Here is a 22,115-nt window from a genome sequence, read left to right as displayed (position 1 = left end):
CGGTCAGTTGGCGTCGATGGCGATGGGGAGCACTCGCGTCGGCAGGTCACTCTTGTAGATGAAGATCGGCATCTTCTCCTCAATCGTGTCCTGAACGTACTGGCCGCTTCCGGCCGCCTTCTCGATCCAGACCTTGAACTTGAAGTCCAGGGTCACCTCGGTCGTATCGTCGGGCAGCTCCCCGATCACCTGGTTCCGCACCTCCAGCGACCCCTTGGGCGAGGTGATGAGCTGGCCGTACTTGGCGGACTTGAGGGGATCGGGGTCGAGTGTGACGTCGAGCGGGTCGGCGTCGAGCGTGTACGGCGTGGTCGCGAGCCCGCTGGCGGAGTTGGACGACGACGTGACCTCGACGTGAGAGAGGTAGACCTTGCGCTTGTTCTTGAACGGGTCGCGCATCGCGACGTCGAGGTCGTAGGCCTGGAAGGTGAAGGTGAAGTACTTGTTCCCGCCGGGGTACCACTCGTGGGTGCGGGGCGTTGCCTTGGTGGGGTAGACCGTCATCACGAGGTCGATCCCCGTCGAGGCGGTATGGGTTTCGAACGTCCCGTCACGGGTGAACGCCGACTCGGCCTCGTCGATCTTCGAGTGGGTCTGATACGGATCGGCGGCCGTGGTGACCTCGTCGGTCCCCGTTGTCTCCGGGCGTGACGAGCCGAACGCCTGGCAACCGGTCAGTGCGGGCAGCACCAGGGCAACGAGTGCAGCGGCGGCCCGTGTGGAGATTGTCATGCCTTGTAACCCTTATATGGACGCAGGAGCTGGAACGCCATCCAGAAGGTCTGGAAGACGGTGATGGCGCCGAGTACGCGCCATGACACCCAGAGGACGTCCGACTTGGCCTGGACCGAGAGCAGTTGATCGAATGCGACCACACCTGCGACGTAGGTGAGACAGGCGACCATGAACGGCACCAGGTAAGTGCTGCGGGCGCTGCCCGATTCCGCCTGAGCCTGCAGTTCCCAGTTGTTCGCGGCTCGGGCGAAGAAGAACTTCGACCAGGCGCGCACGAAGTGGCCCAGGCGCACCCATGTATAGAGCTCGGCCGGCAGGAAGAGGCCCGCGAAGAGGTAGTCGGACAGGTGTGGCCGGCCCATGGTGTGGGCGATGCGGATGTTCAGAAGCCAGCCAGCGACCGGCGGGATCGCCCACCACACAGTGAACACGAAGGCGTGGAACAGGAGTGAGCAGGTGAGCAGTGTGAAGAAACCCAACCGCGTCAGGCCGTTGAACAGCATGGAGAAGTTGTCGAGCCACCGGATGCGGAGATTCGGGTGGAAGGGCTGGCCGCGGTGCCCGTTCCGTACGCCGGGCCACATCAGATCGATGCAGCCGTAGTTCCACTTCACCTGCTGTGCGTCCAGGGACTTCATGGTGAGCATTCCGCCCACGTTGGCGCGGGAATCCTTGCTGATCATCGTCTTGTAGCCCGCGCTCTGGATCTGCAGCGACAGCAGCGAGTCCTCGACCTCGCTCACCGTGAGCCACGGCTGGATCTGATGCCCCTCGGCCACCACGGCGTGGAGCGCCTCCATGGAGAAGATGGACAGCTGGCCCCCGAGTACCGCCATCTGGCGGTCGTTGAGCAGGTTGCGCATGTTGAAGGCCGAGAACTGGGCCCGCTGGCCACAGATCAGGAACTTGGCCATCAGGCCGTCGATCGCGGTGTCATCGATGCTGTAGATCGCCGAGATGCCACCGATGCTCGGATCGGTCTCCATCTCTTGGACGAGGTACTCGACCGCGCGTGGGTCGGCCGAGGTGTCGCCGTCGATACCCAGGAGGTAGTCCATGCCGTCGACCAGGCGGAAGCCGTAGTTCAAGGCGCCGACCTTCTTGTCATCCATCGTGCCCAGGTCGTGGACGTGGATCTCGGTGAACATCCGCTCGCCGTTCACGACCATCTCGTGGACGCCGGCGTACCACGCGGCGATTCTCGCTGTGTCGTCCGTGGTGTTGTTGACGATGACATGGATGGCATCAGGCCGGCAGGTCTGCGACAGCATGGAGTCGAGGACGCCAGCGATCGACATCGCCTCGTTGTAGGCCGGCACCACGCAGCCGATCGTCGGACGACGTCGTTCGAGGAGCGCCGGGGCCTCGGGTTGAGGTTCAAGAGACATTGGCCAACCTCTCCTCCGCGGTCACGCGCATGACATCCAGGTCATAGCCTGCCTCATCACTCGACGCCCAGGAGAACACGGGCGTGAGGCGAACCGGAAGGGATGCGGGCGGAGGGACCCGCATCATGCCCGTCTGCACCGCGTTGGCGATGAGTTCGGGGTCGCGGGACGTGACGATGGCGAACCTTCCAGCGCCCAGGTGTCCCAGCACGGCCGACGGCGGCGCCTGGCGACGGAGGATCTCTGCCACCCATCGCAGCGCCGCATCACCGGCGAGATGGCCATACGCCGTGTTCAACTCCACCAGCCCCGGGAGGCTTGCGGTCATGAAATGGACCGGCTGGCCTGCCGTCTGGCACCTCTCCAGCCGGTCGGCGGCCTCCTCGACGAAGACGTTCGCCTCGTGGACGCCGAGCTCGATTCGGTCCTGTTCGTCGCCCAGCGTCCACCAGTTGCCGTAGCGCTCCACGCGTAGTGCCGTCAGTGCGAGCGCCGCGCTCAGTGAGCCGGCGGCGATCACGGTCAGGAAGGCGGCCCATGCCGCATCGTGTCCGATTCGATCGGCCCCGCTCAGGACCGCCAGCACCACACCGGCCCCCGAGTCGGCCCACATCACCGTCTCGAGAAGGATCGAGTTGAGATTGGAGGCCGAGGGACTTCGCCGGAGCTCGACCGCTGCGAACGCATGAACGAGCCCTGCGACCACCGCCGCCGGAAGAAGATCCCATCGCGGAGCCGTGAGTGAGACTACGAGCGCGACCGCGGATGCCAACGTCGCGGCCATGGCGGTGAAGCCAAGGAGAGGGGGCCGCGTGGCGAAGCACTGGCTTGCGTTCCACAGCAGCGCCGCGCCGGCAGTCACGCCCATCGTCATGAGAACCGTCGAGACGGTGCCTGCGTCGCTTCTCGACGCCAGAGAGCCGAGTGTGCCGATCGTCGGAGCCACACCAGCGCCGACAAAAGTCGCGAGGAAGGACGCGGCAGCCAGCCGGTTGGGACGGTCGTCGTGGCGCTGCGTCGTGGTGAGACCGTAGACGACCGCGACCACGCCGACGGCCACGGAGGTAGACAGCGCGATGGTGAGAGGATCGAAGCTCATGCCGCCGCCACCTCCAGTGCGGGCAGGGTGACCGTCATGGTGGTGCCCACGTTGGGGACGCTTGCCACACGGATGGTGCCACGGTGGAGATCCACGAGTTGGCGGGAGATGTTCAGACCGAGGCCGGAGCCGCGTATCGCCGTATGGCGGACCGACGGGGCGCGATAGAAGCGCTCGAAGAGGCGCCGGGTCTCTTCGGGCGTCATGCCGCGGCCGGTGTCGCTCACGGCGATCTCGACCAGGTCGCCCTTCACCTCGTCGTGGCGCTGCGTACCGAGCACCTCGACCTGCCCGCCTTCGCGGTTGTACTTGATGGCATTGGAGAGCAGGTTGTCGATGACCTGGCGCAGTCGAAGGGCATCGCCCAGGACCCGAAGCTCGTTCGGCATGTCGACCGTGATGGCGATGAGTCGGTCACGGGCCATCGGCAGCACGGCCGACACCGAATCGCGGACCACGGGGACCAGGTCCATCGGGACCTTCGAGACGGTGAGACTGCCGGAGGCCTCGCGTTCACGATGAGCAAGGAGGTCGTTCACCAGGATCAGCATGCGGTCGGCGTTCTTGGCCACGACCTCGAGATGCGCCTGGACCTGCTCGCTGAGCCCGGGCTCGTCGAGCGCCAGGTCGACATAACCGATGATCGAGCTCAGAGGAGTTCTGAGCTCGTGTGAGATCGATGCGGCGAGGTCGTCACGCGCCTGGGTGGCCTCGAACTCACCGGTGACGTCACTCGCGACGAGCACGACGCTGGTCGTCGCTCCGCCACGGTCCCTCAGGATCCGCGTCGAGACCGAAAGCGCTGCGCGCGCCTCCCCCGGGTGGCCGAGCCAGTAGTGCTCGTCGTCGACGTCGTCGCCCTGAATGGCGCGCGCCACAGGCGACTGCTCCGGCGCGACGGGCTCGAACCCGTCCGCGCGATAGAAGGGCAGTGTCATCAGGTCGGTGGTCGGTGGAAGCCCCAGTGCGCGCACCAACTGAACGCTCGCGCGGTTCGCCGTGACGAGCCGACCGGCGCCGTCGAAGGCGAGGACGGCGAACGCCACCGCATCCAGCACTTGGCGTACCGTCTCCTCACCCGCGCTGGACCTGTCGAAGGCGCCCTCCAGAATGGCTGTCTGCCGTTGCAGCAGCACGTGCTGAGCGTCGGAGCGCCGGCGCATCCACCACGTCATCGTCGCAGCGAGCGCAAGAGCGCATGAGGCGCTCAGCGCCTGGAGCAGGGAACGGACCGTGACCGGCTCCACCGACACTCCGGGAAGGCGGACCAGCCAGACCAGGACGACCGCGAGGAGGCAGCCGGCGAGGAGCACCCGGCCTGGGTAGGAGGTCGCCAGCCAGATGAGAGGAAAGACCAACAGGGTCTCCAGGCCGCCGTAAGGCGCCTCGCGCATGATGACCGCGAGGCCGACCATGTCGAGTGCGGGCACCAGAAGGAGCGTGGTCTGAGCACTCGGGGACCGGGAGACGGCGAACGCGAGGAGCCCGGCGACGGCGATCAGTGTGATGCCCTCGGCGATCGCGATCCGCTGGGAGAGGCCGGTTCCTCCGAAGACCAGCAGGGCCGTGACCGCCAAGGCCGTCGCGAGCGTGAACTGGAGCTGGAGCTGGGCGACCGGGAACGCCTCGATCCGATCACGGCTCGTCGGGGTGGCCATCGCCAGGCGCCTCAACACGGATCGAAGGCGGGCGGTTCGGGTGAGGACGCCTCCTCGGACTTCCCGAGGGTGTCGGCAAAGGCTTGGCTCCAGCTGCCGTCCTTGTAGGCCCGGAGCAAGGTCCTCTGGATGTAGTCGCACATCCCGGTCATGCCCTTCTGGTAGCCGACGCCGTACTTCTCCTCGGTGAACGGGTCGCCCACGACGGCGAGGGCCCCCCCGGCCTCATGTGCGTAGCCCGTCTCGACAGCGCCGTCGGCGACGACGGCGCTCACGCCACCCTGCTGGAGCAGGCCGACGCAGTCCGCGAAGCTGGCCTTGACCACCGGCCGTTGCCTGAACTCGTGCGCGATGACGTCCTGCGCGGTGGAGCCACTCGTCGTGCAGGTCTTGGCGTCGAGGGTCTGCGGAAGCGCGCGGACCCGGGGATTGCCGTTGGGGCCCGGGAGCATGGCGCTGAACTGGGCCCGATCGGCCGCGCGCACCAGGAGTTGGGCGCCCGTGACGTAGTACGGTCCCGCCATCCCGACCTGCGCTTCGCGACCGCTGGACATCGAGTAGGACGCGACCACGAGGTCCACGGCATTGCTGGTCAGGGCCTGCTCACGAGTGGAGTTCAACATCTGCACCCACTCGATCTTGTCCGCCGGGATGCCGAGCCCGCCGGCAAGAATCTTGGCGATCTCCACGTCGAAGCCTGCTGGGGTGGTCTTCCCCGGGGCGAGGTAACCGATGCCTGGTGCGTCGTACTTCACGCCGATCCGGAGCCGCCCGCTCTGCGCAAGCTGCTTGGCATAGCCGGTCAGACCGCTCACCGGCGCCACCTTGGCGCCCGACGTCGTCTCACCCTTGCCACCGGACGTAGAACAACCGCCCATCGCCAGCACCATCGGCACGACCAGCAACGGAATCCACCGTTGTCGTCGCACGTACCCTCCTTGAGTCGGTCCATCCCCGAGAAGGTCCCGATACTAGGCTAGAGGCTCCGCTCCGGTTTGTCAGACGCTCCGTCAGATGCCGACGTGTCGGCGCGTCGTGGGGCCGGGATGTCGACCGCGAGCATCTCGACCAAGTCCGCCAACGTCGCGAACGGTGTGACGTCATCGAGCGAGGGAGCAACACTCTCCGGGTCCGCCCGCCGGTCCCGGCGACGGACCGATCTCCGGCCAAGGCGCTCCTCGGCCATATCGGTGAGGACGGTGACTTCGGCGCCCATGCGGATCAACTCCTCGTAGGCGGGGTGTCCCTTCGCCGTGCCGCCTCGCGCCTCGTGCGCGAGGAGGAAGTCCAGGAGAAGTTCTGACCGTGGCACGAGGTCGGCGATCCGGCCGAGCGCACCCGGCAGCACTCCCAGTTCCAGGAAGACCGCCACGCCCTCGCGCACTGTCTCGTAGGCGTCGGCCAGGTCGGTGCGCACCGAGCGACCTGGCGGCCGTTGAGAGTCAAACCACGCCTGCGAGCGGCTCAAGGTACCGAAACCGGCGCCGAGCAGGCCCAAGGTGAGGAGCACGACCACCACGTCGGAGAGTCGGCCGTGGACCGGGTCGTCCGCGACTCGTGTGGCTACAAGGACGACGCCGACGGCGCAGACCGCTGTCACGGCGAAGGTGATGATGGGGATCCAGACCGCGGCCTGCTGGTCGATCGCCTTGATGGTGTTCAGCTCGCGCGCGGAGTAAGTCAGCCGACGCAGCGAGTGCGGGTAGCGCGCTGCCTTCGTCCGCTCTTCCAGGCGCCATTCGAACTCGGCGCGGATCTGATTCGTTTCGTCGGGCTCGGGGTCTGCGGCAGGCACCGTCGTCTGGCCCCGCCATGGCTCCTGTGCTTCCTGCGTCAGAGCCGCGCCCTCATCCATGAGGTGATCGGTCACGCCTCACCATCGGCCGCCAGGCCCCGGTTCTGAGCGGGACGTCAGGCGGAGCGGCGGCCGAACTGCGTGGCGCGCTCGGCGGCCAGCGCACGCTCGGCCGGTGTGGCGGCCGGATCGGCGGCGAGCCGACGGAGCGCCTCGGCGGCTCGCGCACGCCGAGCAGCCTTGAGCACGACCACGGACGCGACCGTCGAGGCCGGCGTCGACGGTGCAGGCGCGGGTGCTGCGGGCGCGGCTGGCGGGCGCCCCATCGCCCACGCCAGCCGCTGTACCGCACCGAGCGAGGCCGCGTCACGCAGGCTGACCTGCGGAACGTCGATGCCTACGGTTGCGATCATGCCCCTTCAACGTGGTGGGCCGGGCGCCGTTACGGTGGCGGCATGACCTTCCGTCTCGGCTACGTCACCGGCGCGACCCCGGACAAGTGGGCCCGCGCCTGGCGCGACCGGTCCCGGGAGTCACTGGAGCTGGTTCCGCTTGACGAGGCCGATCAGCTCAGCGCGATCCGCGAGGGGAAGGTCGACATGGCCCTGGTCCGTCTCCCCCTCGACACCGACGGCCTCCACCTCATCCGCCTGTACGACGAGGTGCCGGTCGTCGTCGCCGGCGTCGAGCACTTCGTCGCGGCCGCCGATGAGGTCTCGCTCTCGGACCTCGACGGTGAGCAACTCGTCGCCCCCCACGCCTCGGGCTGGCAGCCGTCGACCGAGCAGCTTCCCTGGCCGCCGATGGGCCCGAAGGATGCGATCGAGACCGTCGCCGCGGGAACCGGCGTCGTGCTGGTGCCGATGTCCGTGGGCCGGCTCTTCCGCCGCAAGGACACCGTCCAGCGCCCGGTGACCGACTTGGACCCCACGACGGTCGGTCTCGCGTGGTTGAAGGAGCGCGACGACGAGCGCACCCAGGCGTTCGTCGGGATCGTCCGCGGGAGGACGGCCAACTCCTCGCGCGGTTAGCTCTCGTCCACCGGACGGTGGGTGACGAGCCAGTCCGCGAGGTCGCGCGCCGACCGCTCCACCACTTCGGCCCACGCCAAGGCGCCCTCATCCGCCTGGTCGGACACGTGCTTGACCAGTGTCACGGGCACTGCGGCCTGGCGGGCGGCCCAGGCGACGGCGTACCCCTCCATGTCGGCGAGGTCGGCGAGGTCGGCCAGGCGTGCACGGACCACCGGGTCGGAGACGAACAGGTCTCCGGTCGCCAGCCGGATGGGCTCGGGCGACAGGGTCAGCCACTCCTGCGGGTCGTAGCCGAAGTTGCGTAGTGCGTCGGCGGAGAGGTCGTGGTTGTGCACCGACCCGACGACGTGCAGGCCCTCGAGGTGGTCGTGCAGCGCTCCCGCCGAGCCGATGTTGACCACCTCGGTGATCGACGGGTCGGCGGCCAGGGTCGCGGCGACCGCCGCGGCGGCCGGCACCTTCCCGACGCCGGTGATCAGGACGCGATAGGCGGAGGGGACGTGCGCCGCCTCCTCGGGCGTCGCACTCACCACAAGGAGAGTCACGACGCCCGAGGCTAGTGGACTACTTGAGCTCGGCGCTGGAGAGGCCCAGTACGCGGCGGGCCACGATCAGCTGCTGGATCTGCTGGGTGCCCTCGAAGATGTCGAGGATCTTGGAGTCGCGGGCCCACTTCTCGAGCAGCTCGTTCTCGTCGTACCCGACCGAGCCGCACAACTCGACGCACGACAGCGTGATGTCGGAGCCGACGCGACCCGCCTTCGCCTTGGCCATCGAGGCCTCGAGCGAGTTGGGCTTGCGGTTGTCGGCCATCCACGCAGCCTGCAGGGTGAGGAGGTAGGCGCCCTCCCAGTCGGCCTCCATCTGGAGGAACTTCGAGGCGGCAGCCGTCTGTACGGCGGCGGGTCGGTCGTAGTCGACCTCGACGCCGGCCTTCGCCAGCAGTTCGCGGGTGAGGTCGAGGGAGGCGCGGGCGCAGCCCACGGCCATCGCCGCGACCAGCGGGCGGGTGTTGTCGAAGGTCGCCATGGCGCCCGCGAAGCCCTCGGCCGTGTTGATCTCGGGCGAGCCGAGGAGGTTGGCCGCAGGCACGCGTGCGTCGGTGAAGGTGATGACAGCGGTGTCGGAGGCGCGTATGCCGAGCTTGTGCTCCAGCCGCTCGACCTTCACGCCGGGCGTCGACTTGGGCACGAGGAACGACTTGATCGCCGCGCGGCCGAGACTCTTGTCGAGCGTCGCCCAGACGACGATCGAGTCCGAGCGGTCACCGGAGGTGACGAAGATCTTCTCGCCGTTGATGACGTACTCGTCGCCGTCCTTGACGGCGGTCGTCGACACCTGCGCCGAGTCGGAGCCGAAGCTCGGCTCGGTGATCGCCATCGAGGCCCACGTGCCTTCGAATCGCTTGAGCTGCTCGTCGTTGGCGACTGACGCGATGGCGGAGTTGCCCAGCCCCTGGCGCGGCATACCGAGCGTCAGGCCGGTATCGCCCCAGCACATCTCGGCCACGGTCATGACCGAGGCCATGTTGGAGCCGTTCTTGACGCTCTTGTCGTCGGCGTCGGCAGAGCGGCGTACGCCCGTGGCGCCCGCGCCCTCCCCCGCGCCGGACTCGGCCAGCCCGTCGGCCATGGCCGCGAGCATGTCGAGCTCCTTGGGGTACTCGTGCTCGGCGAGGTCGTACTTGCGCGAGATCGGCCGCAGCATGTTCATCGCGACCTGGTGCACCTGGTCGCGGATGCCCCGGAGCTTCTTCGGGTCCTCCAGATTGATCGCCATCAGACGAGCACCGTCCCTTCCATGATCCCGATGGCGCGCAGGTCGCGGTACCACCGCTCGACGGGGTGTTCCTTGACGAAGCCGTGACCACCGAGCAGCTGGACGCCGTCGAGGCCGATCTGCATGCCCTTGTCGGCGCAGAGTTTGCGGGCCAGCGCGATCTCACGGGTGGCGTCGATTCCCTGGGCCACGCGGGAGGCGGCCTTCCAGGTGACAAGCCGCATCGCCTGCAGCTCGATGGCGATGTTGGCGACCATGAAGGCGACGGCCTGGCGGTGGGCGATCGGCTCACCGAACGCCTCGCGCTCCTTGACGTACGGCGTCACGTAGTCGAGTACGGCCTGGGCCGTTCCGATCGCGAGTGCACACCAGGCCAGGCGCGAGAGCCGCACGCACTCCACGTACGTCGACCCGTCGGTCTCACCGAGGATGTTCTCGGCCGGGACGATCACGTCGGTCAGCGACAGCGTGGTGAGGCCGGCGGCCCGGACACCCATGGCGGGGTCGCCCTCGACCGTGAGGCCCTCGGTGCCGGACTCGACGAGGACCAGCACGGGCTTGCCGTCGAGCGAGGCGCCGACGATGAAGAGTTCGGCGTCGGCACCGCGGGCGACGAGCGACTTGGCCCCGTTGAGCACGAGGTTGGCGCCACTGCGGCTGGCCGTGGTCGCGGGCGCCAGCACGTCGAAGAGGACAGTGGGCTCGTTGAGCGCCAGCGAGGCGGCCGGCACGTCCGTGCCCGTGAAGGCGGGCAGGTAGGTCTGCTGCTGCTCGTCGGTGCCCCACAGGCTCAGGGCGGTGGCCACGGCACCGGGCGCGAGGGTGGCGACGGCAAGGCCCATATCGCCCTTGGCGAGTGCTTCGGCGACCAGCACGCCGGCGGTCGCGGAGCGCTCCTCGTACACACCGCCGAGCTCCTCAGGGACGCCGAGGATCGGCAGGCCGATCTCGAGGGAGGACTTGAGGAGCGGGTCCGGCGCGGCGCACGCCTCGTTGGCCTCGTTGGCAGCGGGACGCAGCACCTCCTCGGCGAACTCGGCGACGACGTCGACGAGCATCTGCTCGTCCTCGGTCGGGGTGAGGTCGAAGACGCCGGGGCGGGAGGCGGTCGCGGCACGCGTGCCGGGCTTGCCCTTGCTGCCCTTCTTGGCGAAGGTGCGGCCCGCGACGGTCATGGCCTTGAAGCCGCTGCGCGTCGCGGTGAAGACCGTCTGCTCGGCCTGCTTCCGGACGCCCAGACGGTCGAGGAGCGGGCTCTGTGCCAGCTGGTTGAGCGCCGCGACGGCGTACCCGATGGGATCGCGCGACTCGGTGGACGCCAGGCCGAAGCGGCCACCGCCCTTGAGGCTGTTCAGGAGGGACATGCGAGAAACTGTAACTCGGAGTTACACATTGCGCTACAGATTGGCTCCCGGTCTCCCCGAGGACCTAGTCTCGACGCCGTGAACGCCCCGGAGACGCCCGCCGAGCATGCGCCGTACGGCGCCCTTCCCGAGGGCGGGACGGTTCGCCCGGTCGTCCGCTGGGGCACTCCCGTGATGCACCGCCGCCTCGCCGAGGTGACCGTCTTCGACGCCGATCTCCGCACCCTCGCTGCGGACATGGTCGCCACGATGTACGCCGCCGACGGCGTCGGCCTCGCCGCGTGCCAGATCGGCGAGGACCTCTCCCTGTTCGTGTTCGACTGCCCCGACGACACCGGTGAACGCTGGGTCGGCGTGGTGTGCAATCCCGTCCTGACGCTGCCCGAGGGCCGCGAGCGGACGATCGACAACGACGACGAGGGCTGTCTCTCCTTCCCCGGTGCCTTCGTCGACCGCGCCCGCCCCGACTGGGCACGGGTCGATGGCGTCGGACTCGACGGTCACCCGGTGACCTTCGAGGGCGGCGGGCTCTTGGCCCGCTGCCTGCAGCACGAGACCGACCATCTCTACGGCACCGTCTTCGCCGACGCGCTCTCGGACCGTGCCCGCAAGAAGCTCGCCAAGCAGCACGACAAGGCCGCCGCCGAGTTCCCCGAGGACTGGCCCGTCACGCCCCGGCGCGACTGACGCGGGTCGCGTAGAAAGCGACGGCCGTGGCGGCGGCGACGTTGAGCGAGTCGACGCCCGGCTCCATCGGGATCGTCACGCAGAGGTCGACCTGCTTCTCCGTGCGGGGATCGACCCCTGCCCCCTCGGTGCCGAAGACCAGTGCAAGGCGCTCATCCCGCCGGGCGGCGAGCGCATCGAGGCTGATCGAGCCGTCGGCCAGGGTAAGGGCAGCCGTCGTGAAGCCGCCGTCCCGCAGCGCGGAGAGGATGTCCTCCATCCCCCGAGCACGCGTCCAGGAGACGTTGAAGACGTTGCCCATCGACGTCTTGATCGCCCGGCGGTAGTAGGGATCGGCGCACGCCTCGGTGATGAGCACGGCGTCCACGCCGAGCCCGGCCGCGTTGCGGAAGGCCGCCCCGACGTTGGCGTGATCGATCAGGTTCTCCAGCACGGCCACGCGTCTCGCTCCGGCCACCACGTCGGCGAGGGCAGGCAGTGGCTTCCGCACCAGAGAGGCAAGCGCACCACGATGGACATGGAAGCCGGTCACGTCCTCGATGGTCCGTTCCGGCATCACGTAACAGGGCGCATCGGTCGTCGCCAGTGCGTCGGCAAGGCCGGCGAGCCACTTCGGAGCCATCAGGAACGAGCGCGGGGTGAAGCCGCCCTCGACGGCACGACGTACGACCTTCTCCCCCTCGGCGAGGAAGAGGCCGTGCTCGACCTCGAGCGTGGTGCGCAGCTGCACGTCGCGCAGATCGCGATAGTCGGACAGCCGCGCGTCGGCCGGATCCGAGATCTCGATGAAGGTCGCCATCACAGATCGGGGTGGGCGACGCGGACGACGTCCCCGATGACGATGATCGCGGGAGGCTTCACGGACTCCTCCTCGAGCCGCGAAGTGAGGGTGTCGAGCGTCGCGAGCACCGTGCGCTCGGTGGGCATCGAGCCGTCGCAGATGACCGCCACCGGAGTCGCCAGGTCCCGACCGCCCGCCAGGAGTGCGGAGGCGATGGCCGGAGCGTTCTCGACGGCCATCATCAGGACTACCGTCCCGCGGAGTCGTGCCACGGCCGACCAGTTCACGAGCGAGTCAGGGTGCCCGGGCGGGAGGTGCCCGGAGATGACCGTGAACTCGTGCGTCACACCGCGGTGCGTGACAGGGATCCCGGCCAGGCCAGGGACGGAGACCGGTGACGTCAGGCCCGGGATCACCCGCACCGGCACGCCGGCCTCGCGGCACGCCTCGATCTCCTCGAAGCCACGGCCGAAGACGAAGTTGTCCCCGCCCTTGTAGCGCGCGACGACCTTCCCCTCCAGCGCCCGGGCCACGATGACCTCGTTGATGAACTCCTGCGTCGCCGAGCGCCCCCGCGGCAGCTTGGCGACGTCGATGAGTTCGACGTCGGCCGGGAGCTGGGCGAGCAGCTCACGAGGCGCGAGCCGGTCGGCGACCACCACGTCCGCCTCCATCAGCGCCTTGCGGCCAGCGACGGTGATCAGATCGGGATCGCCCGGTCCGCCGCCGACGAGCGTCACTCCCGCGACCCGCTCACGCTCGTGCCGCGCCCCCAGAGTCCCCTCGCGCAGGCCCTCGACGATCCGGTCGCGGAGCGCGGCGGAGCGGCGCGGGTCCCTGTTGCCGAGCACCGCCACCGTGACGCCGTCGTCATGACCGACGGCAGGGGTCCACGCGCTGGCCGCGAGGGCGTCGTCCGACCGGACGCAGAAGATCCGCCGCTCCTCTGCCGCCTCGGAAACGGCGGTGTTCACCGCCGCGTCGCGGGTTGCGGCGACGACGTACCACGCGCCCTCCAGATCCGACGCCGAGAAGCCCCGCGCGACCCAGGTGACCTCTCCGGACCCGACCAGACCCTCGATCGCGGGCGTGATGTGGGGTGAGACGACCACGACGACGGCACCTGCAGCGATCAGGGCAGGGATCCGGCGCTGGGCGACGTGGCCACCGCCGACCACGACGACGCGTCGGCCGGCCAGCCGCAGGCCCGAGGGATAGACAGGAAGATCCATGATGGCCCCATCATTCCCGACCGCGTTACTGTCGAGGACATGAGTCTCGAACGCCCGGTCCACCCCGACCCTTACGAGCTTCTTCCCACCGTCCCCACCTTCTCCGTGACCAGCTCCGACGTCACCGACGGCCAGCCGCTGAATGACGCGCAGGTCAACGAGGGCGGCAACACGTCACCCCAGCTCAGCTGGGAGCCCGGCCCCGAGGGCACGAAGTCGTACGTCGTCACCTGCTACGACCCCGACGCCCCGATCGTGAGCGGCTTCTGGCACTGGGTCGTCGTCGACATCCCGGCGGACGTCACCTCGCTCGACACAGGCGCCGGCGCAAGCGACGACACCTTGCCCGGCGGTGCCTTCCACGTCCGCAACGACCTGGGGACGCGAGAGTTCACCGGCGCGGCCCCGCCCGCGGGTGACCAGGTGCACCGCTACTACTTCGTCGTGCATGCCGTGACCGACGAGAAGCTCGGCGTCGACTCGGACGCGACCCCGGCGGTCGTCGGATTCAACCTGGCGTTCAAGACCGCCGGACGCGCAGTCTTGGTCGGGACCTACCAACACTGAGGCCTCAGCAGCACTAGCCTTGCGGGCATGTCTGTCAGCCGGCGCTCGCTCTACGACGCGCTGGTCTCGGTCGGCGCGCTGGCTGCGGTGGCCGTCGGCGCTGCTGCGTGGTCCCAGGACGGCGTCCCGCACGTCTCCACCTATGCGCTGATCACCCTCGGCGGCGCCGCGGTGCTGGCGCTCATCGCTGGTGCGTTCGTCCGCGAATCGACGGCACGCGACGCGACCCCGGTGATCGCCGGCGTGTGTCTGGCCATCCTGGGGATCGACCATTCCGCCGACCTGCTGCGGGTACTCCCGCCCTGGGCGATCGCGGTCGTCGTGGGCTACCGGGTCCTGGTCGGCCCGTTCATCTCCAGCCTTCCGCGTGCCGCGGTCGTCGTCCTTGCCGGCGTGGTGCTGACGGTCATCGTGCCCCTGGCCGACTGGGGCCACGCGCCGTACGACCGCGTGGTCGCCGGCCTGGTGGCCTTCGCGCTCGCCCACGCCCTCCTCGAGTGGCTCAGGCCGGGTGACCGCGCCAGTGCATTCGGGCGCCGCGCCTTCGTCCTCGCCTGCGCCGGGGTGGTCTACGCAGCGGGCCTGGTCCTGGTCGTGGAGCAGATCAAGGACTTCTCCGACGACCCGTGGCCCGCCGTGGCCGTCTCGGCGATCATCGGCCTCGGTGGCGTGGCTGTCGCGCAGTTCGGGCGGATCGCCATGCTGGCCCGCGTCACGGAGGCGCTCACCGAAGCCTCCATTACGACGCCGTGGCCTGCGGACCTCATCGACGACACACTGATCCGCCTCGTCAGCGACCACGTCCGCGCCGCCGACATCTCCGTCGAGGCCCGGTCGGGCGGCCCCGACACGCTCAGTGAGCAGATCCACTCCGGCTCAGTGCTCGTCATCCGGCGCGAACCCGGCGACGTCAGCTTCAGCCGGTACGACGCCCGCCTGGTCGCAGGGCTCGCCGCCATGGCCCGCGCCTCCCACGCACAGGCCGCGCGCGAGAGCCAGCTCAGGGTCGCGACCGTCACGGACGAACTGACCGGGCTGTGGGAGTACGAGCACTGGCGCGACGAGCTGCGTGACGTCTCTCGCACCCGGGGTGGCCGGGAGCGCATCGGGGTCGTCTTCCTCGACCTCGACCACTTCAAGCAGGTGAACACCGAATTCGGCCACCTGCGCGCCGACCAGCTGCTCACCGCGATCGGCGGCCGGCTCCAGGACCAGTCACCGCAGTGGCGCTTCGGGCGTTTCGGCGGTGACGAGTTCGTGGGTCTCGCCCGCAACGTCCGTGACGAGGCGCACCTCGACGATCTGTGCCGAGGACTGGCGGCGATCGTCCGACAGCCGGTCGAGACCGACGGCTTGACGATCTCCGTCACCGCGTCGATCGGCCGGGTGCTCTCCGCCGTCCGCACCGAGACCGCCGATGTCATCCTGGCCCGTGCGGAGAAGGACCTCCGTGAGCGGAAGGCGGCCCGCCACTTCCCCATGGCTCCCATCGTCGAGGTCAACGAGGAGGAGATCATCCGTCGGCTCATCGACCACGGCGTCGACGTCGCCTACCAGCCCATCATCGACGTGAAGAGCCTCGAGCTCGTCGGTTGGGAGGCGCTCCTGCGCGGCAGCCTGCCGCTGCTGGGCACGCTCAACCCCGAGGAGCTCGTGGGCTCAGCGGTGCGTGCCGGCGTGATGGACATCGTGACCCGTCAGCTCGCGAAGCAGGCGATCTCCACCTCGGCCGAGGCGGCGCGGCGGGTCAATCGCCGCCTGTCACTGAGCATCAACCTGGAGCAGGAGCAGTTCCGGCCGGACAGCCCGCTGATCGCCTGGGTCATCGAGCAGGCCGGCATCGCTCCCGTGGACCTCGTGCTCGAGTTGACCGAGCGCGGCAGCATCGACCACTGGGACACGGCCGAGGACGGCCTCGCCACGCTCCTCGAGGAGCACGGCATCGGCCTCGCGCTGGATGACTTCGGCGCCGGCGGTAACCGGATCCCGCTCCTCGTCCGCCGGGACTGGCACACCGTGAAGCTCGACCGTTCCTTCCTGTTGGGCGGAGCGCGAGCGCTCACCCTCCTGGGCCACACGGTCAGGATGCTCCGCAGCCTCGATCTCACCGTGGTCATGGAGGGTGTGGAGACGGCTGAACAGCTTGCGCTCGTCGAAGGGCTGGGTGTCGACCACGTGCAGGGGCACTACTTCGCCCCGGCGGGCACGGCCGAGGAGGTGCTCGCCTTCATCGACCGCTACGGCGTCGACTTCTCGCAGGCGAGGACCCGAGAGGGAGATGTCATGACCCCTCGCTCGCCCGCCTGAGCAGGGTCTCGAAGTCGGTGATCGAGCTCGGGTCCTCGAAGGCCTGCTCGACGAGGTCGCGCTTGGGTCCCGACGTACGACGGCCGCCGGCTCCGACGAGGGCGGCGAGCTCCTCGGCCGCGCGGTCGACGCGCTTGGCCAGCTCCGGTCCGGCGAAGTCCTCCGACGCGGCGAACACCCCGGTCGGTACGACGACCGCGCGGAGATACGAGAAGAGCGGCCGCATCGCGTGGTCGAGCACGAGGCTGTGCCGCGGGGAGCCCGCCGTCGCACCGATGAGCACCGGCTTCGCGTCCATCACGCCGAGCTCGAGCACGTCGAAGAACGTCTTGAAGAGCCCGGAGTAGGACGCCGAGAAGACGGGCGTGACGGCGATGACGGCGTCTGCCCGGCGGACGCGGTCGATCGCAGCCTTGAGCTCGGCGGTCGGGAATCCGGTCAGGAGGTGGTCGGTGAGCGCGTGGGCGAGACCGCGGAGCTCGACGTGCTCGAGCACCGCCTCCGCTCCGCGGCCCTCAACCGCGGCCACCGAGGCGTCGCCGAGCATGTCGGCGAGGAGCTTGGTCGACGACGGGTTGGAGAGCCCCGCCGAGACGACGACGATCCTGACGGGTCCCGTCACAGCTCGTCCACCAGGTCTCGGTCGGAGGTGCCGGTGGCGTCATCGGCCGGCGCGTAGACGGTGGCGTCGTGCGCCCCGCCCGCCGCCTCGACGAGAGAGGCGTGTGTGGGCGCGTCCGGCACGCCGGGCTTGCGAACCTTGGCGAACTCCTCGCGCAGGGTGGGCAGGATCTCGCCGTAGAGGTCGAGCTGCTCGAGCACGGTCTTGAGCGGCAGGCCGGCGTGGTCGATGAGGAAGAGCTGGCGCTGGTAGTCGCCGACGTTCTCACGGAAGGTCAGCGTCCGCTCGATCACCTGCTGGGGCGAGCCCACCGTCAGAGGAGTGCCGGCCATGAAGTCCTCGAGCGACGGGCCGTGGCCGTAGACCGGGGCGTTGTCGAAGTAGGGCCGGAACTCGTTGATCGCGTCCTGGCTGTTCTTCCGCATGAAGAACTGACCACCGAGGCCGACGATCGCCTGGTCGGCGGTGCCGTGGCCGTAGTGCTCGAAGCGCTGGCGGTAGAGCTTGACCATCTGCGCGGCGTGGCTCTCGGGCCAGAAGATGTGGTTGTGGAAGAAGCCGTCGCCGTAGTAGGCGGCCTGCTCGGCGATCTCGGGGCTCCGGATCGAGCCGTGCCATACGAACGGCGCGACACCGTCGAGCGGGCGCGGGGTCGAGGTGTAACCCTGCAGCGGCGTGCGGAACCGGCCCTGCCAGTCCACGACGTCCTCACTCCACAGCCGGCGGAGGAGCGCGTAGTTCTCGACCGCGAGGTTGATGCCCTGGCGGATGTCCTTGCCGAACCACGGGTAGACCGGGCCGGTGTTGCCGCGGCCCATCATCAGGTCGACGCGGCCGTCGGTGAGGTGCTGCAGCTTGGCGTAGTCCTCCGCGATCAGCACCGGGTCAGTGGTGGTGATCAGCGTCGTGGCCGTCGACAGGATGATCGTGGAGGTCTGCGCGCCGATGTAGGCCAGCGTCGCCGTCGGGTTCGAGGCGATGAACGGCGGGTTGTGGTGCTCACCCGTCGCGAAGACGTCGAGCCCGACCTCCTCCGCATGCTTGGCGATCTCGACGGTCGCCTTGATCCGCTCGTACTCGGTCGGGGTCTTCCCCGTCGTGGGGTCGGTGGTCACGTCCCCGACCGAGAAGATTCCGAACTGCATGCCCATCATTGCCTCCGAGGTGCCCATAGTCATCACTTGAAGATTCAAGTAATGGGTACAAGCGTCGTTTCCGACAATCTATTCCGGAGCGGGTCAGGCGGGCTCGGGCAGCAGATCGTCCGGAGCTGAGGAGGGCGGAGTGTCGAGGTTGCTGATCGGCCCGGTGAACCAGTGCCGCACTGAGGCGAACCAGTAGACGGTCAGCAGGATCAGCGCTGCCGGCAGGACGATGATCGCGTAGTTCACGAACTTCATCGAGAAGCCGTCCATCCCCGGCATGCCGACGCTGGCGGTCGGCAGCAGGCCCACGATCGACATGACGACGATCTCGGCGACTGCGACCAGGCACATCCACCTGTACTTGCCACCGAGGTTCCAGGCGCCCGCTTCGAAGGCGTCGCCCTTCTTCCAGCGCAGGAAGATCGGGATGGCGAAGGCGAGGTAGAGGCCGATCACCCCGATCGAGACGACGGCGTAGAAGGCGATCGGGCTCGGTGCGCCGTTGATGTCGACCTTGATCAGCGCGGGCAGCGTGATGACCAGCGCGATCACGACCGAGGCGATGACGCCGTAGACCGGCACCTTGTGCGCGTTCAGCTTCGACCAGATCCTCGAACCCGGCACGGCGCCGTCACGGGAGAAGGCGAAGAACATCCGGCTCGTCGACGTCATGCAGGCGCAGGTGCAGAAGAACTGTGCGCACGCGGAGATGAAGACGATGATCGCCTCGGTGTGCGGCGTGAACGCCTGTCCGAGCAGGACGAAGATCCCGCCACCGCCGGCGGTCAGGTCGTCCTTGGACTGGACGGCGAAGAGCAGGCTGAGCAGCAGGATCCAGCCGCCGATCGCGGAGAAGAGGATCGACTGCCAGATTCCCTTGGCTGCGCTGTTCGCGGCACCCTGCGTCTCCTCGGACAGGTGCACGGAGGCGTCGTACCCGGTGATCGTGTACTGCGTGAGGATGCCCGCCATCGGTAGGACGTAGAGCAGGAAGCCGATGCCGCCCGTGTGGCCGTGGAAGAAGCCGGTGTTGTTCACGCCGCTGGCGAAGACGTCGCCGACGGAGGCGTGCGAGGTGCCGTCAGCCGTGAAGAACCACAGCATGATCACGATGATCGCCGCGCCCGCCACGTGCCACCACACGGAGACGTTGTTGATCAGGGCGAGCAGATGGCTCGAGAAGACGTTGATCAGGCCCGCGAGGACCAGGATGATTGCGAACTCGATGAAGACCCGCGTCAACGAGTAGTTCGCCGCCCAGGAGTCGCTGAAGAGGCCGACGAAGGTGTCGAAGAAGCCTGCGCAGCCGTAGGCCACGGACGCGTCGATGGCGAGCAGTCCGATCAGGTTGAGCCAGCCGGTGTAGAAACCGGCCATGGGTCCGCCGAGCTTGCTCGCCCACCAGTAGATCCCGCCCGAGGTGGGGTACGCCGACACCAGCTCGGCCATGCAGAAGCCGACGATCAGGATGAAGACCGAGACGATCGGCCACCCCCAGGCGATCGCGGCCGGGCCACCGTTGTTCCAACCGACGTAGAACGTCGTCAGACAGCCGGCGAGGATCGAGATGATCGAGAAGGAGATCGCGAAGTTCGAGAAGCCGGACCACGTCCGGGCGAGCTCCTGCTTGTAGCCGAGCTTGGCGAGGTGCAGTTCGTCGGCCGACTGCGTGTCGAGGTGGGGGTCGACGGTCTCATGTCCTTCTGGCATGGCGGCAACCTAGTGTTTTCGTTGTCCTGGCTCTCTTTCACGACGGTGTCGGTAGCGTAAAACCTTCCTTGAGCCCGATCCCGGTAGCACCGAGCTCGCGCGCGCCCACCACGAGGCTCGCGATCGTCCGTGCGGCCGTGCCGTAGTCCAGCCCGTGCGGCGGCCTGATGTTCGAGACACAGTTCCGCGCCGAGTCCTGGATACCGGGTCGGGGCTGCCAGGTGAGGTAGGCGCCGAGTGAGTCGCTGCTCGACAGGCCGGGTCGTTCGCCGATCAGGACGAGCACCAACTGCGCGCCCATCGCCTGGCCGATCGGGTCGCCGAGGGCGACGCGCGCCTGGGTCGCGACGACCGGTGCCGCCACCGAGATCGCGTTGCCCAGCAGGGGAAGGAGCTCCGCGAGCAGGTTCACCGCATGCCGGTCGACCGCCTCGGCCGAGAGCCCGTCGGCGACCACCACCGCGACATCCGGGTTCTGGCCCTCCGAGATCCGGGTTCTGACGAGCGCGTCGAGCGCACCCGCTGCGGGCGTACGGCCGAGATCCGGCCTGGTCAGGTAGGTGGCGCGATCGGGTGCCGCCGACGGCACCGTGGCCGTCTCCCCCAGCCCCAGTCCGTCCAGTCCCATGACCAGCGTCTCGACGTCGAGCGGCAAATGGATCGCGTCGCGTGCCGCCGCATGGGCCGCGCCGAAGGCCAGCACCTCGGCGGTCGGCACGCCGTTGCCTGCGCGACCGAGGCCGATCCTGGCCGGCGTCGATGCGCGGACCTCGGACCAGAAGTCGCTCACACCAGCTCCCGGAGGGGCGAGGTGGCCGGGTCGACCGCTCGGATGCTCCCGTCTACGCCGAGCAGTCCGAGCCCGTCGAGCCACGCCTCGAACTCCGGCGCAGGCCGCTTGCCCAGCACCTTCCGGACGTAGAGCGCGTCGTGGAAGGACGTCGACTGATATCCCAGCATGACGTCATCCGCCCCCGGGATCCCCATCACGTAGTTGAGGCCGGCTACGCCCAGCAGGGTGAGGAGCGTGTCCATGTCGTCCTGGTCGGCCTCGGTGTGGTTCGTGTAGCAGACGTCGGCGCCCATCGGGACGCCGAGCAGCTTGCCGCAGAAGTGGTCCTCCAGCCCGGCGCGGATGACCTGCTTGCCGTCGTAGAGGTACTCCGGACCGATGAAGCCCACCACCGTGTTGACCAGGAAGGGCTCATAGGCGCGCGCGACGCCGTACGCCCTGGCCTCGAGGGTCTGCTGGTCGACGGGGAGGCCGTCGGTGCCGCGGTGGGCGTCGGCGGAGAGGGCCGAGCCCTGGCCGGTCTCGAAGTACATGACGTTGGCCGTGGCCGGATCTCCGACGGTCGCGCGACGAAGCTCACGAGCGGCGGTGTTGGCCTCCGCCAGCATCGACAGCGAGACGCCGAAGCCCGCGTTGGCGCCCTCGGTACCGGCGATCGATTGGAACGGCAGGTCCACGGGCGCGCCGGCGGTGATCAGGTCGATCGTGGTGGTCACGTGGGTGAGCACGCACGACTGCGTCGGAACGTCATAGCGCTGGCGCAGGTCGTCGATCAGCGCCAGCAGCGCCGCCACCTGGCGCGGGTTGTCCGACGCCGGATTGATCCCGATGACGGCATCGCCGCTGCCCAGGAGCAGGCCGTCCAGGATCGAGGCGGCGATGCCGGTCGCGTCGTCGGTGGGGTGGTTGGGCTGGAGGCGGGTCGACAGCCGACCGGCCAGTCCCACGGTCGTGCGGAAGCGGGACGTCACGACGCAGGCCGCGGCGATCGCGATGAGGTCCTGGTTGCGGCAGAGCTTGGAGACGGCGGCGACCATCTCCGGCGTGAGGCCGGGCGCGACCCGCGCCAGGGCTGCCGCGTCATCACGGGCCGCGGCCTCGAGAAGCCACTCCCGGAAGCCGCCGACCGTCAGCATCGACACCTCCGCGAACGCGGTAGCCGAGTGGGAGTCGATGATCTGCCGCGTCACCTCATCGGTCTCATACGGCACGAGCTGCTCGGCGAGGAAGGTGGACAGCGGCAGGTCTGCGAGCACATAACGAGCCGCCGCGCGCTCGGCGTCGCTCTCCGCAGCGCAGCCGGCGAGGACGTCGCCCGACTTCGGCGCCGACGCCTTGGCCATGACCTCGACCAGCCCCGAGAACGTGAAGGTCCTGCCCAGGACCGTCGTTGTGTAGCGCACCCGGAGACGCTATCGG

21 protein-coding genes are annotated in these 22,115 nt (G+C 68.8%); 4 read left to right on the top strand and 17 right to left on the bottom strand.

What is annotated here, in order from left to right:
- Positions 1-3: 3 nt before the first annotated feature.
- The 7 genes from LH076_RS07705 to LH076_RS07675 are packed head-to-tail and all read right to left on the bottom strand — an operon-like array spanning position 4 to position 7,088.
- On the bottom strand, positions 4-732 hold the full coding sequence (locus tag LH076_RS07705) for a hypothetical protein (RefSeq protein ID WP_227783397.1): 729 nt from the start codon (positions 730-732) through the stop codon (positions 4-6).
- A complete protein-coding gene (locus LH076_RS07700; RefSeq protein ID WP_227783396.1) occupies positions 729-2,123 on the bottom strand; it encodes a glycosyltransferase in 1,395 nt (464 codons plus the stop codon). The genes LH076_RS07705 and LH076_RS07700 overlap by 4 nt, the downstream gene beginning before the upstream one ends.
- Entirely contained in the window at positions 2,113-3,183 is a 1,071-nt protein-coding gene (locus LH076_RS07695) for a diguanylate cyclase domain-containing protein (RefSeq protein WP_227783395.1), read from the bottom strand. Before LH076_RS07695 ends, LH076_RS07700 begins: the two co-directional genes overlap by 11 nt.
- Before the next feature lie 35 nt (positions 3,184-3,218).
- On the bottom strand, positions 3,219-4,880 hold the full coding sequence (locus tag LH076_RS07690) for a sensor histidine kinase (protein WP_227783394.1): 1,662 nt from the start codon (positions 4,878-4,880) through the stop codon (positions 3,219-3,221).
- Positions 4,881-4,891: 11 nt separating this feature from the next.
- Positions 4,892-5,809, bottom strand: a complete 918-nt coding sequence (locus LH076_RS07685) for a transporter substrate-binding domain-containing protein (RefSeq protein WP_227783393.1) — start codon at positions 5,807-5,809, stop codon at positions 4,892-4,894.
- 47 nt (positions 5,810-5,856) lie between these two features.
- Positions 5,857-6,750: a hypothetical protein gene (locus LH076_RS07680; protein ID WP_227783392.1), complete on the bottom strand. Its 894-nt coding sequence runs from the start codon at positions 6,748-6,750 to the stop codon at positions 5,857-5,859.
- A gap of 41 nt (positions 6,751-6,791) precedes the next feature.
- Positions 6,792-7,088, bottom strand: coding sequence for a hypothetical protein (locus LH076_RS07675; RefSeq protein WP_227783391.1), 297 nt, complete (start codon positions 7,086-7,088; stop codon positions 6,792-6,794).
- Positions 7,089-7,130: 42 nt separating this feature from the next.
- Between LH076_RS07675 and LH076_RS07670 the strand changes: the two genes are divergently transcribed.
- Positions 7,131-7,706: a LysR family substrate-binding domain-containing protein gene (locus LH076_RS07670; protein ID WP_227783390.1), complete on the top strand. Its 576-nt coding sequence runs from the start codon at positions 7,131-7,133 to the stop codon at positions 7,704-7,706.
- Here the strand turns inward: LH076_RS07670 and LH076_RS07665 are convergent.
- Genes LH076_RS07665 through LH076_RS07655 form a run of 3 tightly spaced genes read right to left on the bottom strand, consistent with a single transcriptional unit; the run spans position 7,703 to position 10,852 of the window.
- Complete coding sequence (locus tag LH076_RS07665; RefSeq protein ID WP_227783389.1) at positions 7,703-8,254, bottom strand: nucleosidase; 552 nt, start codon at positions 8,252-8,254, stop codon at positions 7,703-7,705. The two genes, LH076_RS07670 and LH076_RS07665, sit on opposite strands and share 4 nt — an antisense overlap.
- 19 nt (positions 8,255-8,273) lie before the next feature.
- On the bottom strand, positions 8,274-9,488 hold the full coding sequence (locus tag LH076_RS07660) for an acyl-CoA dehydrogenase family protein (RefSeq protein WP_227783388.1): 1,215 nt from the start codon (positions 9,486-9,488) through the stop codon (positions 8,274-8,276).
- Positions 9,488-10,852, bottom strand: coding sequence for an acyl-CoA dehydrogenase family protein (locus LH076_RS07655; protein ID WP_227783387.1), 1,365 nt, complete (start codon positions 10,850-10,852; stop codon positions 9,488-9,490). The genes LH076_RS07660 and LH076_RS07655 overlap by 1 nt, the downstream gene beginning before the upstream one ends.
- Before the next feature lie 78 nt (positions 10,853-10,930).
- Between LH076_RS07655 and def the strand changes: the two genes are divergently transcribed.
- On the top strand, positions 10,931-11,539 hold the full coding sequence (def, locus tag LH076_RS07650; RefSeq protein WP_227783386.1) for a peptide deformylase: 609 nt from the start codon (positions 10,931-10,933) through the stop codon (positions 11,537-11,539).
- On the opposite strand, the gene LH076_RS07645 is transcribed toward def, so the two are convergent.
- Positions 11,520-12,338 (bottom strand): TrmH family RNA methyltransferase, encoded by an 819-nt coding sequence (locus LH076_RS07645; RefSeq protein ID WP_227783385.1) that lies wholly within the window; start codon positions 12,336-12,338, stop codon positions 11,520-11,522. The genes def and LH076_RS07645 overlap by 20 nt on opposite strands.
- Entirely contained in the window at positions 12,338-13,552 is a 1,215-nt protein-coding gene (gene cobA, locus LH076_RS07640; protein ID WP_227783384.1) for a uroporphyrinogen-III C-methyltransferase, read from the bottom strand. Before cobA ends, LH076_RS07645 begins: the two co-directional genes overlap by 1 nt.
- A gap of 39 nt (positions 13,553-13,591) precedes the next feature.
- On the opposite strand from cobA, the gene LH076_RS07635 reads away from it, so the two are divergent.
- The gene (locus LH076_RS07635; RefSeq protein WP_227783383.1) at positions 13,592-14,119 is read left to right on the top strand and encodes a YbhB/YbcL family Raf kinase inhibitor-like protein; all 528 of its coding nucleotides are present in this window, start codon (positions 13,592-13,594) and stop codon (positions 14,117-14,119) included.
- Positions 14,120-14,146: 27 nt separating this feature from the next.
- Positions 14,147-16,426 (top strand): bifunctional diguanylate cyclase/phosphodiesterase, encoded by a 2,280-nt coding sequence (locus tag LH076_RS07630; RefSeq protein WP_227783382.1) that lies wholly within the window; start codon positions 14,147-14,149, stop codon positions 16,424-16,426.
- Here the strand turns inward: LH076_RS07630 and LH076_RS07625 are convergent.
- The 5 genes from LH076_RS07625 to LH076_RS07605 all read right to left on the bottom strand — a co-directional run bounded on the left by LH076_RS07625 (position 16,401) and on the right by LH076_RS07605 (position 22,099).
- Positions 16,401-17,048: an FMN reductase gene (locus LH076_RS07625; protein WP_227783381.1), complete on the bottom strand. Its 648-nt coding sequence runs from the start codon at positions 17,046-17,048 to the stop codon at positions 16,401-16,403. The two genes, LH076_RS07630 and LH076_RS07625, sit on opposite strands and share 26 nt — an antisense overlap.
- Complete coding sequence (locus LH076_RS07620) at positions 17,045-18,193, bottom strand: LLM class flavin-dependent oxidoreductase (RefSeq protein WP_227783599.1); 1,149 nt, start codon at positions 18,191-18,193, stop codon at positions 17,045-17,047. The genes LH076_RS07625 and LH076_RS07620 overlap by 4 nt, the downstream gene beginning before the upstream one ends.
- Before the next feature lie 93 nt (positions 18,194-18,286).
- Positions 18,287-19,903 (bottom strand): amino acid permease, encoded by a 1,617-nt coding sequence (locus tag LH076_RS07615; RefSeq protein WP_227783380.1) that lies wholly within the window; start codon positions 19,901-19,903, stop codon positions 18,287-18,289.
- A gap of 37 nt (positions 19,904-19,940) precedes the next feature.
- Positions 19,941-20,693 (bottom strand): ethanolamine ammonia-lyase subunit EutC, encoded by a 753-nt coding sequence (eutC, locus tag LH076_RS07610; RefSeq protein WP_227783379.1) that lies wholly within the window; start codon positions 20,691-20,693, stop codon positions 19,941-19,943.
- On the bottom strand, positions 20,690-22,099 hold the full coding sequence (locus LH076_RS07605; RefSeq protein WP_227783378.1) for an ethanolamine ammonia-lyase subunit EutB: 1,410 nt from the start codon (positions 22,097-22,099) through the stop codon (positions 20,690-20,692). The genes eutC and LH076_RS07605 overlap by 4 nt, the downstream gene beginning before the upstream one ends.
- Positions 22,100-22,115: the final 16 nt, after the last annotated feature.

This window comes from Nocardioides sp. Kera G14, from assembly GCF_020715565.1.
Taxonomy (GTDB): Bacteria; Actinomycetota; Actinomycetes; order Propionibacteriales; family Nocardioidaceae; genus Nocardioides.
This window is presented reverse-complemented; position numbering and strand designations above follow the sequence as displayed.

Excerpts from the sequence above, each read along its gene's own strand:
- LH076_RS07705 (WP_227783397.1), bottom strand. The coding sequence starts at position 732 with ATGACAATCTCCACACGGGCCGCCGCTGCACTCGTTGCCCTGGTGCTG.
- LH076_RS07700 (WP_227783396.1), bottom strand. The coding sequence starts at position 2,123 with ATGTCTCTTGAACCTCAACCCGAGGCCCCGGCGCTCCTCGAACGACGT.
- LH076_RS07690 (WP_227783394.1), bottom strand. The coding sequence starts at position 4,880 with ATGGCCACCCCGACGAGCCGTGATCGGATCGAGGCGTTCCCGGTCGCC.
- LH076_RS07675 (WP_227783391.1), bottom strand. The coding sequence starts at position 7,088 with ATGATCGCAACCGTAGGCATCGACGTTCCGCAGGTCAGCCTGCGTGAC.
- LH076_RS07670 (WP_227783390.1), top strand. The coding sequence starts at position 7,131 with ATGACCTTCCGTCTCGGCTACGTCACCGGCGCGACCCCGGACAAGTGG.
- LH076_RS07660 (WP_227783388.1), bottom strand. The coding sequence starts at position 9,488 with ATGGCGATCAATCTGGAGGACCCGAAGAAGCTCCGGGGCATCCGCGAC.
- LH076_RS07655 (WP_227783387.1), bottom strand. The coding sequence starts at position 10,852 with ATGTCCCTCCTGAACAGCCTCAAGGGCGGTGGCCGCTTCGGCCTGGCG.
- LH076_RS07645 (WP_227783385.1), bottom strand. The coding sequence starts at position 12,338 with ATGGCGACCTTCATCGAGATCTCGGATCCGGCCGACGCGCGGCTGTCC.
- cobA (WP_227783384.1), bottom strand. The coding sequence starts at position 13,552 with ATGGATCTTCCTGTCTATCCCTCGGGCCTGCGGCTGGCCGGCCGACGC.
- LH076_RS07635 (WP_227783383.1), top strand. The coding sequence starts at position 13,592 with ATGAGTCTCGAACGCCCGGTCCACCCCGACCCTTACGAGCTTCTTCCC.
- LH076_RS07630 (WP_227783382.1), top strand. The coding sequence starts at position 14,147 with ATGTCTGTCAGCCGGCGCTCGCTCTACGACGCGCTGGTCTCGGTCGGC.
- LH076_RS07620 (WP_227783599.1), bottom strand. The coding sequence starts at position 18,193 with ATGCAGTTCGGAATCTTCTCGGTCGGGGACGTGACCACCGACCCCACG.
- LH076_RS07615 (WP_227783380.1), bottom strand. The coding sequence starts at position 19,903 with ATGCCAGAAGGACATGAGACCGTCGACCCCCACCTCGACACGCAGTCG.